Origin of the sequence: Fischerella muscicola PCC 7414 (assembly GCF_000317205.1) — a bacterium.
Classification (GTDB): domain Bacteria; phylum Cyanobacteriota; class Cyanobacteriia; order Cyanobacteriales; family Nostocaceae; genus Fischerella; species Fischerella muscicola.
This window is the reverse complement of record NZ_AJLK01000136.1, coordinates 1-16,902: the sequence shown is the minus strand read 5'-3', so window position 1 is coordinate 16,902 and position 16,902 is coordinate 1. Positions and strand designations below refer to the sequence as shown.

Sequence of the window (16,902 nt, the reverse complement as noted above, 5' to 3'; positions counted from 1 at the left end):
TTGGTTCACCCTTGATAATTAAGATTTGCCTGCTGTCCAATAGACAAGCTGCTAGCTGAGTATCGCTTGTGGGCAAACTATGTGATAGCCAAGCAGCTATAACCTATATTAATGAGCTGAATGATGCAATTTTACAAAGAACTATATCTAGTAAGATGGCCACTACCAACACAAAAATTTTCAAAGTGTTGAGTGTTTGAGTCTAGGACAAATTATGAGATATTCGCTTGCTGTACTGCCTCCGTTTATCCTGCTAGATCAAATTCTGCAAAGCTGGTTATTAGAGGATATTGGTAGGGGCGATCGCACAACTCAATCTTTATTAAGTAAAAATGTAATTCAAGGACAGGCTAAGTGGATAGCTAAAGCACCTGGGGTAATAGCTGGTTTGCCAATTGCAGCGAGGGTGTTCCAGCTTTTGGATGAAAAAGTTAGTTTTCAGACACATGCAAATGAAGGTGAATATTGTCAACAAGGACAAGTAGTAGCGCAGATGCATGGATCTTTGGATGCATTGTTAATGGGAGAACGAGTAGCGCTGAATTTGGCAATGCGCTTAAGTGGAATTGCCACACTCACTCGTCAGTATACAGAAAAAATTGCAGATTTACCGACTAAATTTGTGGATACACGCAAAACTACACCAGGTTTAAGAATTTTAGAAAAATACGCAACTCAAGTAGGAGGAGCAATTAACCACCGCATGGGGTTGGATGATGCAGTCATGATCAAAGATAACCATATTGCAGCAGCCGGAGGAATCACAGAAGCAATTTCTCGTATTCGGGAACGGATACCTTATCCATTGACAATTGAGGTAGAGACAGAAACTTTGGAACAGGTGCAAGCAGCCCTAGATCACAAAGCTGACATTATTATGTTGGACAATATGCCTCTGGATACGATGCAAAAAGCAGTGCAAATGATTCGTTCGGTTGATATGAGAGTCAAAATAGAGGCTTCTGGCAATATTACCTTAGAAACTATTCGTGCTGTGGCAGAAACAGGGGTGGACTATATTTCTAGTAGTGCGCCTATTACGCAGTCAAGGTGGTTAGATTTGAGTATGAAGATTCAATAATGTAATTTACGTCCAATGTGAATTCACAAAGTCGCTAATAGAGCATGGGAAATAGCCAGCATACCAACGACTAACCAATCACCTACGAAAGATCCATCTGTGTCATCTGTGTTTATCGGTGGTCGATTTCTAAAAAAAACGATTTTTTACCAGACGCAAAGAATATTGCATCTCCATATTCATTCACATCAGGTGTAATTTATAGATAAAATATCTTTAAAGTAACTATAACTATTGATGAATTTAAAATCTACCCCTGGATAATTTGATGTAAAAGCGATCACAAGTAAGCTGACAAAGCAATGTATTATTTTACTTGCTAGCTTCTATGGTAGATATTTATATAATTGACCTATTTATTATTGGTCTACTGTTGTTACTTGTAACTCTCGGTTCCGGTTGGATTGCACGTTTACCTCTTTCTTTTGCCCTCATCTATTTAGTAGTTGGTATTCTGCTGGGGCCTTACGGTTTTGGATTGGTTCAGTTACGTCGTGACGGGATATTTAACGCTGAAGTACTAGAACGTATAACTGAATTTGTAGTAATTATTTCTGTTTTTAGTTGCGGTTTAAAAATTGTTCGTCCAATAGGTTGGAAATCTTGGAATCTCACAACGCGGTTGATTGCATTATTAATGCCAATTTCCATTTTTGGACTAGCTGTTGTAGGCAAGTTGTTTTTAGGCATGAATTGGGGAGAAGCAATTTTATTAGGTGCAATTCTTGCACCTACTGACCCAGTTTTAGCTTCAGAAGTTCAGCTAACAGATACAAATGATCAAGATGAATTGCGTTTTGGCTTAACTTCCGAAGGTGGTTTAAATGATGCTTTAGCTTTTCCCTTTGTTTACTTTGGGTTATATGCTTTAAAAGATAGTAATTGGAATAATTGGTTAAAATCTTGGTTCAGTATTGATTTATTTTGGGCTATTGCAGCTGGCATCATCATGGGGTTTGTTGTTGCCAAAGCAGTAGTCTGGATTGATAAAAAAGTCCAAAAGCGTCGTCGCCCTGACGAGTTAATGGAAGATTTTATTGCTATTAGTACTATTTTACTGACATATTCATTAACAGAAATAGTTAATGGTTATGGTTTTCTCGCAGTATTTGTAGCTGGACTAGTTGTGCAAAGAAGTTACAATAATTCCGAAAAAACTATAGCGCAATTAGAATTTATAGAAAGGCTAGAGAAACTGCTAGAAGTAGGAACAATCTTATTACTAGGTTCGCTATTATTATTCCAGCCAATCCTCAATTACGCTACCCAATCTCTGTTGGTGATCGTACTTTTATTCTTGATCATCCGACCTTTAGGAGTGTGGATCAGTACAATTGGTCTGGGTTCAAGGTCTAAACGCCGCTTTCTACATCCAGGAAGTCGCTGGTTGATTGGTTGGTTTGGCATTCGTGGTGTTGGTTCTTTGTATTATCTTGCTTACGCCTTTGGTAAGGGTTTAGAGGGCGAAGTTGGCGAGAAGATTTCCTGGATTACTTATACTACTATTGTTGTTTCTGTGATCGTTCATGGCATTAGCGCTACTCCGCTAATGAATATGTATGAACGTCGAATAGCAAAACGTCAAGAAGTTAGTCAACCCTCAACAATTGATGAATTTGAGTAATATAAAACACTAACAACTGTCGCATCCTCACAAGTTCCTCAAATTATCTTCCTATAACCAAAGGTGTGAAACTCAAGAGGAGCGCAAAAATTAAAAAAGCCCCCTTGAGTAGCAGTAGCGAGAATGCATTTAAGGAAATTTTTCCCATGCTTGACACATTTGTTACTCAACAGCCACCAAGCCAAAATTTAAAACAACAAGCGCTAGTACTACCACTAGATGCAGTAGGGATAGAAGATATCTCACTTGTGGGTGGTAAAAACGCTTCACTGGGAGAAATGATTCAGCAACTTACAGCAAAGGGGTAAAAGTTCCCACAGGATTTGCGACTACTGCCTATGCGTATCGTTTCTTTATCCAAGGGGCAGGTTTAGAAACGAAATTGCGGGAAATTTTTGCTGATTTAGATGTGGAAGATGTTAATAACCTGCGTCAATGTGGTAAACAAGCACGGTCTTTGATCCTACAAACTCCTTTCCCTAAAGAATTGGAGAAGGCGATCGCCCAAGCATACGAAGACCTCTGCAACCAGTACGGTGCTGATACCGATGTAGCAGTTCGCTCTAGTGCCACTGCGGAAGACTTGCCTGATGCTAGCTTTGCTGGGCAGCAAGAAACCTACTTAAATGTCCATGGACTGCCAGCTGTATTGCAAGCCTGCCATAAGTGCTTTGCATCCATTTTTACCGACCGTGCCATTTCCTACCCTCAAATCAAAGGCTTCGACCACTTTAACATTGCCCTTTCAGTAGGCGTACAAAAAATGGTGCGTTCGGACTTAGCTACATCCGGCGTGATGTTCTCTATTGATACCGAGACAGGGTTTAAAGATACAGCACTGATTACAGCCGCCTATGGCTTGGGTGAAAACGTTGTTCAGGGTGCAGTCAACCCTGATGAATATTTAGTATTTAAACCAACCCTTAAACAAGGATACCGCCCAATTCTGGAAAAACGCCTGGGAACAAAAGAAATTAAGATGGTGTACGACTTGGGCGGTTCTAAAATGACCAAAAATATACCTGTTGCAGCTAGCGATCGCGTCACTTTTGCCCTTAACGATGACGAAATTCTCCAATTAGCACATTGGGCATGTTTAATTGAAGAACACTACTCCCAAGTGCGTGGTGTTTATACACCGATGGATATCGAATGGGCAAAAGACGGTATCACCAACGAATTATTTATTGTCCAAGCACGTCCGGAAACTGTCCAGTCGCAGAAAATTAAAAATGTTCTCCACACCTACCAACTCCAAGAAAAAGGAGAAGTCCTAGTTACAGGGCGCAGCGTGGGTGAGATGATCGGACAAGGCAAAGCACGAGTAATTCTCGATGTGCATCGTCTGGGTGAATTTCAGCCTGGTGAAGTGTTGGTAACAAACCGCACCGATCCTGACTGGGAACCAATTATGAAAAAAGCCAGTGCCATCGTCACTAACTCTGGCGGACGCACCTGTCATGCAGCAATTATTGCCAGAGAAATGGGAATCCCGGCAATTGTTGGCTGCGGTAATGCCACAAAAGTAATTAAAGCTGGACAAGAAATTACGGTTTCCTGTGCTGAAGGTGAAACCGGAAAAGTCTACAAAGGTTTATTACCTTACAAAGTCCAAGAAATACCATTAGAAAATTTGCCCCGCACTCACACTAAAATTATGATGAACGTGGGCAACCCAGAAGAAGCATTTGGCTACAGCGCCATCCCAAATGATGGCGTCGGTTTGGCAAGAATGGAATTTATCATTGCCAATCATATCAAGGCCCATCCTCTAGCATTAATTCACTTTGATAAATTAGAAGATGAACTAGCCAAATACAAAATTGCTGAGTTAACCGCCGAATACGAAGACAAACCGCAGTTCTTTGTTGACAAACTCGCCCAAGGTATCGGTGCGATCGCACTATTGCCAAAACTATTATCCAAACAGCGCGTGAAGCTGGCAGAACTTTACTTACGGAAGTGGAATCAAAACAAATTCTTGCTGCTTACGGCATTCCAACGGTAACAACGCAGGTAGCAACGAGTGCAGCAGAGGCTGTTCGGCTAGCAGAAGAAATTGGTTATCCTGTGGTTTTGAAAGTATATTCTGAAACCCTCACTCATAAAACTGATGTGGATGGAGTGCATTTGAATTTACGCGATGCTAAGGCGGTGCGTGAGGCGTATGATGCGATCGCTTTATCTATTAGCACCAAAGTCGGAACCAATCACTTTGCTGGTGTTACTGTCCAGCCTATGATCGACCTGAAAAACAGCTACGAATTAATTCTTGGTAGTAGCATTGACTCTCAATTTAGCCCAGTTTTACTGTTTGGCACAGGTGGACAGTTAGTGGAAGTGTTTCAAGATCGAGCCTTGGGACTACCACCACTCAATACTACCTTGGCACGACGGATGATGGAACAAACCCGGATTTACAAAGCACTACAGGGAGTTAGAGGTAGAAAAGCTGTTAATTTAGAGGCTTTAGAACAACTTTTGGTACGCTTTAGCCAAGTTGTTGTTGAACAACGCTTGATTAAAGAAATTGATATTAATCCACTTTTAGTAAAAGCAGAAGGAATTACTGAAAACTCTCTTGTGGCAATTGATGCGCGGATTGTTCTCCATGATTTAGATATTACTAAAGCACAGTTACCAAAACTGGCAATTCGTCCTTACCCAACACAATACGTTTCCTCTTGGACAACGCGCAATGGGATGCAAGTCACAATTCGTCCAATTCGTCCAGAGGACGAACCTTTGATGATTAAGTTACATCATACTTTATCTGAAGAAAGCGTTTTTTTCCGGTACTTTCACTTGATCAAACTCAGTCAACGTATTGCCCACGAAAGGCTTACGCGTTTGTGTTTTCTTGATTATGACCGAGAAATGGCGTTGGTGGTAGATTATGAAAATCCAGAAACCGGAGAACATGAAGTTTTAGCTGTTGGTAGGTTAAGTAAGTTGCATGGTACTAGTGAAGCGGAGTTTGCAATCTTGGTTAGCGATCGCTATCAATGTCAAGGTTTGGGAACTGAGTTACTCAAAAGGTTGCTGGAAGTAGGACGTGATGAACAGTTAAGGCTAATTAGTGCTGAAATTTTGACTGAAAATTCTGCTATGCAAAGAGTTTGTGAGAAGTTGGGTTTTCGTATTTATCCGACTGTTGATGCTTCGGTGGTGAGGGCGGAAATTAGAGTTGCAGGTGAAAGGTAAGGTTAAGAGTTATGAACCGCAGAGGACGCAGAGGACGCAGAGGAAGGAGAGTTTGAGAGGGATTTGGTAGAATTGCTGGGAATTTCTCTGGAATTGGGGGTGTTAGAGTTGGGGATCTGAGCTTTGCGAGAGACTTAATATAACCTCACAACTTCCTCAAATTGTTGACTTATAACAATAGGTGTAGAACTCAGGAGCAACAAGACAGCCCCAGATTTGAGGAATCTACAGTGTACACACAAATGAGCTAATTACCCCAAATCCTTCAAAAGTAGGGTGTGTTATCGCGTAGCGTAACGCACCATCGAAGATTTGCAGCAGCCGTTTTTTACCAAGCAATTCCCGATAGTTCTGGAAAATAGCGGCAAAGTTGACCTAGAACGGATTGAGTCTTACATTGCTGCTGATGGCTATCAGGCACTTTACCACGTGTTGCGAGAAATGACACCTGCTGAGGTGGTGGATGCAATTACTCGTAGTGGGTTGCGGGGACGGGGTGGTGCAGGTTATCCCACAGGTGTGAAATGGGCGACTGTAGCCAAAGCGAAGGGCGATCGCAAATTTGTCATCTGCAACGCTGATGAAGGCGATCCTGGTGCATTTATGGATCGGAGTGTGTTGGAAAGCGATCCCCATCGAGTTTTAGAAGGAATGGCGATCGCTGCCTATGCGATCGGTGCTAACCAAGGTTATATTTATATCCGTGCCGAATACCCCATTGCGATCAATAGGCTGCAAATTGCCATTCGCCAAGCCCAACGCCTCGGTTTATTAGGAAGTAATATTTTTGACTCTCCCTTTGATTTTAAAATAGATATTCGCATTGGGGCGGGAGCTTATGTTTGAATTCCTGAAGGAATGTTGAATCGAGTTGAAGCGGGAATTCGAGCTTTTGATCCTTGTTTGAGTTGTTCGACTCATGCAGCAGGACAAATGCCATTACATATTCAATTGGTAGGAGCAAATCAAAATGTAATTAATGAAGTTTGGCGGGATTAATTGCCATGTGAAGAATTACAACATCAAACCATGACAATGTGTAGTCAAGTACTAGCGATATCAAAGCATAATCAAACCTAATCGTACACCAACAGCTGCCAGTACATCTAAATTGGATGCACTTCCTACAACTGTCATCAATTGATTGGTAGTGACTACCGCTGACAACCCAGCCCGCACCACACCAGAAGTAGCAACTACCATTACTCTAATCATGTTGCTGACTCAGCAATTTTCTTGCCCTGCACTTAATCTTGTTTGGTAGGACGTTCACCAACTGTTAGCGCTAACTCAACTAACACTCCACCCCGAACAACTTGCACTTTCACATTCTTACCAATGCGATCGCTATTATTAAGCAGCGCCAGCACATCACCTGTATCACTTACGTTCACGCCATCGAATGTTACCAACACATCACCAAGCAACACACCACCATTATCTGCGGGCCCAGAGGGTTCAACATTAACGACAATCACTCCACCAGCAGAAGTTAAATTCAGGGTAGTTCTCAGGTTTTCAGGTAAGCGTACCGACTGCATCCCTAGACCCAAGTAGCCCCGTGAAATCCGTCCTTTGGCTACCAATTGCTCAACTACTCGATTAACTGTAGCAGTGGGAATAGTCAAAGCCGTACCGCGTCGTCCTGATGTGTTCATACCTACCACATCACCAGATACATCTACGAGTGGCCCACCTGCAAAACCAGGATAAAAGTTGATGTCTGGGCGGATAAACTGGTCAATTTTGCCACCACTCATACTCTGCCAAGCACCAGTAATTACACTGATAGCACCCATCGCTGCTCGTAAATCACCTTCTCTACTTCTTGCTAGTCCTAGTACCAGATGACCAACTTTGAGTGTTGTTGCATCGCCAATTTTCGCTACAGGGATTTCTACACTTTGTAGTTGAAAGACTGCTATATCTGTGCTTGGGTCATGTCCTAAGAATGTGACAGGTACACTACGACCATCTGATAAAGTCACGGCGATTTCGTCATAGCGCTGGAGCGATTCATCAGAGGTAACAATGATACCATGACGCCAATGAATGCCACTTGGGGAAATCCGTGTACCAGCATTAACTGCGACTACTGCGCTCCCTGCTTGCTCTACGGTGTCAGCGAAACTGTTGGATAGAGCCAATAATGAGGACATAAAATTTCTCCTTTAAAAGTTCCTGGATGCTCAGATCATGACTTTTTGTTCGTACTGATAGCATCAGAAAAATGGGGAGAATTCACCCTAGAAAAATGGCTAGGGTTCAAAAATACTGTCGTATCGCCACTAGGTCTACGCATACCCAAGGCTATTACGAACACACGTTTTTCTACCGCTTTGTTCAAAACCTCAAGAAAAAAGCCCAGTCTCTTAGCTTTGATTAAGTTGCTCAACCTACCGCCACCTAGTGTGTTTATTGAAAGCTATGTTTATACTTGCATATTTAGTACAATTGTACTAAAATAATTTCAATCGATAGAGAGGCTAGTGTTTCTAATGAAGACTGAACCACAGCACGAACACCATTGGCTACAGAAGCTCGTCGGCGAGTGGACATACGAAACAGAGGCGACGATGAAGCCGGACACCCCCCCTGAGAGGTTTGGGGGAATCGAGAGGGTGCGATCGCTTGGGGGACTCTGGGTTCTAGCCGAAGGACAGGGTGAGATGCCTGGATGCGGCACTGCGACGACGATGATCACCCTCGGCTACGATCCTCAGAAGAAGCGGTACGTGGGTACGTGGATTGGGTCGATGATGACCTACCTCTGGGTGTACGACGGTGAGATGGACACGGCTGAAAAGGTGTTGACACTTAACGCCGATGGCCCCGATATGACAGGCGAGGGGAAGATAGCAAAGTACAAGGACGTGATTGAGTTCAAGAGCGACGATCACCGGCTGCTGACATCACACGTATTAGGCGATGACGGACAGTGGCACAAGTTCATGACTACGGACTATCGGCGGAAGCAATAGCGGAAAGTCAGATCTAAACAGCGTGGAACATAGGGAAATAGTATTGAAAAAAACTCTTACGACTAGTTTCCCTTGTTCCAGAGTACGATAACCTCAAGATCCGTACCTGATTTTAGAGTTGTTAAAGAAAGATTTGAAAGAATATTCAAGAAAAACTAATATCGAATTCGTGGATCTACGTAAGCATTTAAAATGTCAATTAAAATGCTTGCACCCACAACAATTGCTCCAAAAAATACCATGATTCCTTGAACTACAGGGTAATCTCGCTCTGAAATTCCTTGATACAATCTATTTGCTAAGCCTGGCCAAGAAAAAGTTACTTCTGTCAAAATTGCTCCACCTAATAGAGAAGCAAAAGTTAATCCCAAGACAGTAATAACTGGAATCAAAGCATTTTTAAAAGCATGAGAAAATAAAATCGTCTTCTCAGGAATACCTCTAGCTCTTGCAGCTTCTACATAATCTGCTTTCATCGTTTGCTTTAAATTTACACGGACAATACGCTCAAAAATACCACTGAGCAAAATTCCCAAGGTACAACAAGGCAGAATGAGATATTGTACAGCAGTGAATAATTGAGTGAAATTGCCTTTTAAAAGACTATCTATGCTATACAATCCGGTGATAGTATCCGGTGCGGGAATAGTTGCAGGGTAGCGTGTTCCTAGAGGTAATAAATCAAACTGAACAGCAAAAATTAATTGTAATATCATTCCTGCCCAAAATATTGGCAGTGCATAGGTAATAATTCCAAATAATCTTCCTCCTACATCCAAAGCTGTACCAGGACGGGAAGCAGAAATCACACCAACTACAATCCCAACAATCAAAGCGATCGCAATACTATATATCGCTAATTCTGCTGTAGCTGGAAAATATTGCCAAATAATATCCCAGACTTGCTGTCCACGACTAGAAATCGATTTGCCCATATCGAAGCGCAGTAAGTCACCTATGTACTTGAAGTACTGTAACCACAAAGGTAAATTTAAACCTAGCTGTTTTCGCATTTCTTCCTTAGCACTTTCTGGGGCCCGCGCACCCAAAATTGCATCAACAGGATCTCCAGGTGTTGCTCTTAGTAAAAGAAATACGATAGTAATGATCGTCAATAATTGAAGCGGAGCCAACAATAAACGGGCTGTGACGTAATATGTTAAAGCTTTGGAACGGGACATAATATTTAGGTGTTGGTTGTTAGTTGTTGGTTGTTGATAGGTTGTTCCAAACAACAAACAACTACCAACAATCAACATTAATTCATAACTACTTTTTGAGATTTCTATATATCAAAATTTGAGTCGGATCTAGTTGTACACCACTCATACCTGTTTGAGCAAATACATAATCCTTACTTTGCCATAGGGGGATATAAGGGATATCTCTCACTAAAATATTTTGGATTTCTGCAAATATTTGCTTGCGTGCTTCAAGGTTTTGTTCTTGACGTTGTTTGTCAATCAATTGATTCATCTGGGGATTATAGTAAAAAGAACCCTGAGATTGACTTCCCCCATCTTCACAACCCTTTTCTGCTGAACCTTGATTACAAGATAAAAATGGCTGAATATAATTATCTGCGTCCAAAAAATCAGGATACCAATCGAGTAAAAATGTTGGATATAAGCCCTTGGCAATGTTTTTAAAAGCAGTAGTAGACTCTACAGTATTGATTTCAAATTGGAGAATACCATCCATCGTTTTTTTTGCAAGAGCTTTGATGACTATTGCAGCTAAACTTCGAGTTGGAGAACCAGAAGGATACCAAATTTCGACTTTAGCTGGATTATCTTTGGAAAAGCCAGCTTTGAGCAACAATTCTTTGGCTTTTTGAATATTTCCATCACCATATTGCTCTTGAAAAACTGGTTGATAATCATTGAATGCTTTGGGGATTAAACTATAAAGTGCTTCTGCTTGGCCATACAAGACTCGCTCGTATATTATTGGACGGTTAATCATTGCCGCGATCGCACTTCTGACTGCTGGATTATCTACTGGCTTTTGATTACGGTTGATAGCTAGATAACTGACCACATTACCTTGATTCGGAATCGCCTGCCAAAATCCTTTTTTTGCACTCGCTTCCAAACTACGCACTTGATCTGGATCCATACTTAAGCCAGCTACATCCACAGCTTTTTTACGAAAGGCGTTATATAAATTTACCCCACTGCTAAGAATTTGGACGTTAATACCTTGGTTTAATGGTTTTTCTCCCCAATATTTGTCAAATACATCAAACTGCAATGAGTCGGGGCCGAATTTTGCTAATTTATAAGGGCCAGTACCAATAAAAATATTTGGAGTAAATTTTCCTTCGCCAATTTCGTAAGCTTTTGGCGATACAGGACAAACACCAGCAAACGCCAGCAACGATGGGAATGCTGCAAATGGTTTTTTCAGCTTTATTGTTAATTCGTATTCGCTTGTAGCTTTGGCTGACTCTACCACATCTCCCAGCAAGAAAGCAGGTTTACCCTTATTTTCGATAAAGCGGCGTATAGTAAAAGCCATAGCTTCGGCGTTAAAAGGAGTCCCGTCATGAAAAACCACTCCTTGGCGTAGGGGAATGGTATAAGTCAAACCATCTTGGCTGACTTTTGGGAAAGTGGTAGCTAGCTGCGGTTTAATTTCTGTGCTTCCTGGTTCATAAGTGTAGAGGCGATCGCTCATGTTATAAACCAATGATAGTGACGCTAATTCATAGGCATCAGCTGGATCGAGAGTACGTGGTTTTAGTGTTGTACCAACAGTAATACGACCATTACTAGATGTTAATGTGGTTGTTTGTGGATTAGTACTACAACTTACAACTACAAATAAACACAGACAAACAGTAAATATTTGTGTGATCTGCACCCATCGTCTAGCAGACAAAAAAGACCAATTCATAATATCTATGGATAATTTGGGATTTTAGTATGAATGGTTTGTAATTTTACTACATAAATTTCAAAATGGTTTGGCTTATTGGATGTGAACTTCCATAATCATCACGCACAATTACACTGGAAAATGGGTGTGGGAGCAATAAGGTTTGGTTAAGGCGAAAAGGACAAAGGGTACAGGAGGAAAAATAAGCATTTTCCCCTTTTTACTTTCACCTCTAACCTTTAACCCAAATGTTTAGGTATAGGGGTGTAGGAAGATTGATTTTTTTATGCACTCGTTGTGGGATTTTCCCGCAATTAAATAGCTTGAAAAAGGTCAAGGGAGAAGGGAAGAAAGTTTTTTATTCGCTATTGGTATATGCAGTTGATGATGGCTACTTAATTAATTACTCAGACAGAATAATTACTTGTATAAGTTTTCCCTATTACCTATTGCCTAATTTTGTCCAACTACTTAAACTTATTTTGAATTTAATTAACTTTTTTAAAATTCAGAGAAAAATATATTGCTTAACATTTCTTAATAAATCAGAATGTTTAATTTAATTAAAATTACAAAATAACAAAACATAGTCTTAAATTCGGATTTGATAGAAGAAGAGGTTTGTTAGGTCTTAATGAACAGCTTGATTGTGCATCTTCCAAGTGTAGAAATTATTGAGGAGGAAGCAACAGGCTATAGGGTAGAGAGGGAGTAGGAACTCTTAATTAACTTTACTCCTTGCTCCAACTCTATTCCCCTCTATGTCATGTCTATGTGTCCTCTTTGTAGTTTCCACTCTGTTATTTGACCCCATAGTTATAATGTACAAACCTCAATTTATACATAGATAACTGAGGTTTTCACGGTATTGCTAACAACTAATCTTGAAGAATCTAACAGCGAGACTAAAAGTGTGAAGTACTTCTTTTTATCTGAAGGATGGACAATAGGTAGAGTTTGGGCATCTGAAGGACTTTGGCAGATCACCGCATGGCGACGCCAACCAGATATTCAACGTATGAATATTTGTTTATTAGAACAAGGCGAAGTCATGTGGCTCTACCGAGTAGAAGATGCAGTAATCACTGTAGAAGTCAAGCCAATTACATCGCCCCAAACAGGTATATCTAGTCAAGCAATAGGTCAAGTTATACTGAGGCGGTTAATGAGTGCAGAGCAAGTTATAGAGCGCTTGGAAACGGCTTCAGCCAGATGTCAGCTACAAAGTATTGAATCAGTGGTGCAGTAAGTAGTAGTTAAACCCCGTCTTTAAGGACGGGGTCTTAGGGGGAAAGGGAAAAGGTAAAAGGGTAAAGGGATAGAATTTTCCTTTTGCCCTTAAACTTGTTTGTGTGAATTGTTAACTTTTTGTTACAAATCACAACCAACAGTCAACAACCAACAAACAACTACTATCCACTAACCAGTTACTAACCCAAAGTGCCTTTATACCCTTGCAAACAGCTCCATCAATAGTTACACTTTTTTAAACATTCTCATTTTTGCTTGGCGATCGCGACCTTGGGAGCAAATGCCCCCGAGTGTTGTCTGTTGCTTAAGCAACCACGCTGTCTGACTTTTAAGACCAAGCTGTGGAAATTTCAAGCTCTGGCAATAAAAAAACACAAAAAAATTGCTTTGTAAACAAACTCATCGAGGAGGAGCGTAGTCGATGGGACTACCTTGGTACCGAGTACACACAGTCGTTCTGAATGATCCAGGACGACTGATTTCTGTACACTTGATGCACACAGCGTTGGTGGCCGGCTGGGCTGGTTCAATGGCTCTATACGAACTGGCTATTTATGACCCCAGTGACCCAGTTCTTAACCCCATGTGGCGTCAAGGTATGTTCGTGCTGCCATTCATGGCACGCTTGGGTGTTGTAGGCTCTTGGGGCGGTTGGAACGTAACTGGTGCTGCCAACTACGACCCTGGTTTTTGGTCATTTGAAGGTGTAGCTGCCGCTCATATTGTTCTATCTGGTCTGTTGTTCCTAGCTGCTGTTTGGCACTGGGTTTACTGGGACTTAGAACTGTTTCAAGATCCCCGCACAGGTGAACCTGCTCTTGACTTGCCAAAAATGTTTGGCATTCACTTGTTCTTGTCTGGTTTACTTTGCTTCGGTTTTGGTGCTTTCCACCTCACCGGACTTTGGGGGCCTGGAATGTGGGTTTCCGACGCGTACGGCTTGACTGGTCACATTGCCCCAGTAGCACCAGAATGGGGGCCAGATGGCTTTAACCCGTTTAATCCTGGTGGTGTTGTAGCTCACCATATTGCCGCCGGGATCGTAGGCATTATTGCTGGTTTATTCCACTTGTCAGTACGACCACCCGAAAGGCTCTATAAAGCACTGCGGATGGGTAATATCGAAACAGTACTTTCTAGTAGTATTGCTGCTGTATTCTTTGCTGCTTTTGTCGTTGCTGGAACCATGTGGTACGGTAGCGCCACTACTCCAATCGAATTGTTTGGCCCTACCCGTTACCAGTGGGATCAAAGTTACTTTAAGCAAGAGATTCAGCGTCGCGTACAGGCAAGCCTTGCTTCTGGTGATAATCTCTCAGAAGCCTGGTCACAAATTCCTGAAAAATTGGCATTCTACGACTATGTCGGCAATAGCCCCGCTAAAGGTGGTTTATTCCGTACAGGTCCAATGGTTAAGGGTGATGGAATTGCCGAGTCTTGGGATGGTCATCCAGTATTCACAGATGCTGAAGGTCGGGAATTAGAAGTACGTCGTTTGCCTAACTTCTTTGAAACATTCCCTGTAATTCTGACTGATAAGGATGGTATTGTCCGCGCTGACATTCCCTTCCGTCGGGCAGAATCTCAAAACAGCTTTGAGCAAACTGGTGTGAAAGTTAGCTTCTATGGTGGTAACTTAGATGGTCAAACTTTCACAGATCCCGCTGATGTGAAGAAGTGGGCCCGTAAAGCTCAATTGGGCGAAGTCTTTGAATTTGACAGAGAAACTTTAAACTCTGATGGTGTATTCCGCACCAGTCCCAGAGGTTGGTTTACCTTTGGACATGCCTGCTTTGCACTATTGTTCTTCTTCGGTCATATCTGGCATGGTTCTCGGACGATTTACCGAGACGTGTTTGCTGGTATCGACCCAGATTTGGAAGAACAAGTCGAATTTGGTGTGTTTGCGAAAGTGGGTGACTTGTCAACCCGTAAGAAGGAAGCTGTCTAAAGCTTGAGAAGATTAGGGATTAGGGACTAGATAATTTCCTAATCCCTACCTGAGTGTATACTATAAATTACTGCCGTGAGACACACGGTGGATGCTTGTAGAGGGTAAAGTCAATTGACTCCCAGTGAAGCAAGAATCTCATAGGCATAGCGCCATGAGAATGTCAAATTTCTAAGATATGCAGGGGCTTGTGATATGGAAAGCGTGGCATATATCTTGATTTTGACTTTGGCAATTGGAACTCTTTTCTTTGCGATCGCATTCCGCGAACCTCCTCGCATTGAAAAGAAAGAGGATTAATTTGTTGTTGCCAAATTTTTGATATCGTTCGTTAAGAAATAAATAACCGCTGCTACTGAATAAGTAACAGCGGTTATTTATTAGAACTGTCTTGAAAATAGGATTGGGGATTGGTCAATTGTCAATTGTCAATTGTTAGTAGTTAGTGGTTGGTTGTTGTACCAGACGTGCCATGGCACGTCTGTACAGTGGTTAATGGTTACAACTTCTGACTTCTGACTTCCCCCTTGTCTGGTTTGTCTCCCTTATCTGTTCCTCTACTTTTACATAAAAAACATTTAATATCTGATATAATGTACTATCTGTGAACTAATGTGCGCTAAGTCAGCTTTTCTGCGCTAGGATGATTAGGGATGTAGGTGTAGACATCCTGATGTCACGCTTACACATACATCGCGCTTGTGGCAAAACGATTACGGAGACTAAAAACCAGGAAACAATCAGCATGGTCAATCAGAAATCAACCGCTATTACCGAGATTGGGTTTACTCACGAAGAATTCGCAGCTTTACTGGACAAATACGATTATCATTTTAGCCCTGGTGATATTGTACCCGGTACGGTTTTCAGTATAGAGCCACGCGGCGCTCTGATTGACATAGGTGCTAAAACCGCAGCATATATACCGATACAAGAAATGTCTATTAACCGGGTAGACAGCCCGGAAGAAGTTTTACAATCAAACGAAACACGGGAATTTTATATTCTGAGCGATGAAAATGAAGAGGGACAATTAACTCTTTCTATTCGTCGTATAGAGTATATGCGCGCCTGGGAGCGAGTACGGCAGTTGCAAGCAGAAGATGCTACTGTTCGTTCTGGTGTATTTGCTACCAACCGAGGCGGAGCTTTGGTGAGAATCGAAGGATTACGTGGGTTTATTCCTGGTTCTCATATCAGCACTCGCAAACCCAAAGAAGATTTAGTAGGCGAAGAACTGCCACTGAAGTTTTTAGAGGTAGACGAAGAACGCAACCGTTTGGTGCTATCTCACCGCCGAGCTTTGGTTGAGCGTAAGATGAACCGCCTCGAAGTTGGTGAGGTAGTAATCGGTACTGTGCGTGGTATTAAGCCTTATGGTGCCTTTATTGATATTGGCGGCGTCAGTGGTCTATTGCATATTTCTGAGATATCCCACGAACATATTGATACACCTCACAGCGTATTCAATGTTAATGATGAAGTGAAAGTGATGATCATTGACTTGGATGCTGAACGGGGCCGGATATCTTTGTCTACAAAGCAACTGGAACCCGAACCAGGTGATATGATTAAGAACCGCGATTTAGTTTATGATAAAGCCGAAGAAATGGCTGCTAAATATCGCGAACAATTATTAGCTAAACAGCAGGGTAATGTTGCTGCACCTGCTGAAGCTGTTGAAGTTCCTGTGGCTGCTGTAGAAGAAGAAATTCCAGCCGCTATTGAAGAAGATGAAATTCCAGTAGCTATTGAAGAATAATTTATGAGTTTTTGTTCTTTTTAGCTAATGACTAAAAAGGATAAGTATTGTATAAAGAGGGATTTATTTTCCCTCTTTTTTTGTTGGGAATAGTTAGTCTTTTGCCAACAAACAATTAATATCATGTCCGCTTGAATACTTATACTGTCCTATAGGCTGGTAATAGGT

The 16,902-nt window shown here is 41.7% G+C and carries 11 protein-coding genes and 4 pseudogenes; 11 read left to right on the top strand and 4 right to left on the bottom strand.

Going from position 1 to position 16,902, the window contains the following annotated elements; translation table 11 throughout:
* Window positions 1–214: 214 nt before the first annotated feature.
* The 6 genes and pseudogenes from nadC to UYI_RS37070 all read left to right on the top strand — a co-directional run.
* Entirely contained in the window at window positions 215–1,081 is an 867-nt protein-coding gene (gene nadC / locus UYI_RS0121965; RefSeq protein ID WP_016868832.1) for a carboxylating nicotinate-nucleotide diphosphorylase, read from the top strand.
* Window positions 1,082–1,409: 328 nt separating this feature from the next.
* Window positions 1,410–2,705, top strand: coding sequence for a cation:proton antiporter (locus UYI_RS0121960; RefSeq protein WP_016868831.1), 1,296 nt, complete (start codon window positions 1,410–1,412; stop codon window positions 2,703–2,705).
* Window positions 2,706–2,851: 146 nt separating this feature from the next.
* Window positions 2,852–4,713: pseudogene (gene ppsA, locus UYI_RS33130) on the top strand (phosphoenolpyruvate synthase).
* Window positions 4,602–5,909 (top strand): annotated as a pseudogene (locus UYI_RS33125) (GNAT family N-acetyltransferase); the annotation flags it as partial. The pseudogenes ppsA and UYI_RS33125, both read left to right, overlap by 112 nt.
* 309 nt (window positions 5,910–6,218) lie before the next feature.
* Window positions 6,219–6,752: pseudogene (locus UYI_RS0121945) on the top strand (NADH-quinone oxidoreductase subunit L); the annotation flags it as partial.
* A gap of 3 nt (window positions 6,753–6,755) precedes the next feature.
* Window positions 6,756–6,908 (top strand): annotated as a pseudogene (locus tag UYI_RS37070) (Ni/Fe hydrogenase subunit alpha); the annotation flags it as partial.
* Window positions 6,909–6,968: 60 nt separating this feature from the next.
* Here UYI_RS37070 and UYI_RS35095 read toward each other — a convergent pair.
* Window positions 6,969–7,124: a hypothetical protein gene (locus UYI_RS35095; protein WP_016868827.1), complete on the bottom strand. Its 156-nt coding sequence runs from the start codon at window positions 7,122–7,124 to the stop codon at window positions 6,969–6,971.
* Between the two features lie 32 nt (window positions 7,125–7,156).
* Window positions 7,157–8,068: a S1C family serine protease gene (locus tag UYI_RS0121930; protein WP_016868826.1), complete on the bottom strand. Its 912-nt coding sequence runs from the start codon at window positions 8,066–8,068 to the stop codon at window positions 7,157–7,159.
* A 339-nt stretch (window positions 8,069–8,407) separates the two neighbouring features.
* Here UYI_RS0121930 and UYI_RS0121925 point away from each other — a divergent pair, with 339 nt between their 5' ends.
* The gene (locus tag UYI_RS0121925) at window positions 8,408–8,890 is read left to right on the top strand and encodes a DUF1579 domain-containing protein (RefSeq protein WP_016868825.1); all 483 of its coding nucleotides are present in this window, start codon (window positions 8,408–8,410) and stop codon (window positions 8,888–8,890) included.
* A gap of 155 nt (window positions 8,891–9,045) precedes the next feature.
* Here the strand turns inward: UYI_RS0121925 and UYI_RS0121920 are convergent, their stop codons facing one another.
* A complete protein-coding gene (locus tag UYI_RS0121920; protein ID WP_026086103.1) occupies window positions 9,046–10,071 on the bottom strand; it encodes an ABC transporter permease in 1,026 nt (341 codons plus the stop codon).
* 88 nt (window positions 10,072–10,159) lie between these two features.
* Window positions 10,160–11,788, bottom strand: a complete 1,629-nt coding sequence (locus UYI_RS0121915) for an ABC transporter substrate-binding protein (RefSeq protein ID WP_016868823.1) — start codon at window positions 11,786–11,788, stop codon at window positions 10,160–10,162.
* Window positions 11,789–12,683: 895 nt separating this feature from the next.
* Here UYI_RS0121915 and UYI_RS0121910 point away from each other — a divergent pair.
* The 4 genes from UYI_RS0121910 to UYI_RS0121895 all read left to right on the top strand — a co-directional run bounded on the left by UYI_RS0121910 (window position 12,684) and on the right by UYI_RS0121895 (window position 16,734).
* The gene (locus UYI_RS0121910; protein ID WP_026086102.1) at window positions 12,684–13,019 is read left to right on the top strand and encodes a hypothetical protein; all 336 of its coding nucleotides are present in this window, start codon (window positions 12,684–12,686) and stop codon (window positions 13,017–13,019) included.
* Between the two features lie 423 nt (window positions 13,020–13,442).
* Window positions 13,443–14,972, top strand: a complete 1,530-nt coding sequence (gene psbB, locus UYI_RS0121905; protein ID WP_016868821.1) for a photosystem II chlorophyll-binding protein CP47 — start codon at window positions 13,443–13,445, stop codon at window positions 14,970–14,972.
* A gap of 195 nt (window positions 14,973–15,167) precedes the next feature.
* Window positions 15,168–15,272, top strand: a complete 105-nt coding sequence (locus tag UYI_RS0121900; RefSeq protein ID WP_009459487.1) for a photosystem II reaction center protein T — start codon at window positions 15,168–15,170, stop codon at window positions 15,270–15,272.
* Window positions 15,273–15,717: 445 nt separating this feature from the next.
* Complete coding sequence (locus UYI_RS0121895; RefSeq protein ID WP_016868820.1) at window positions 15,718–16,734, top strand: 30S ribosomal protein S1; 1,017 nt, start codon at window positions 15,718–15,720, stop codon at window positions 16,732–16,734.
* Window positions 16,735–16,902 lie beyond the last annotated feature (168 nt).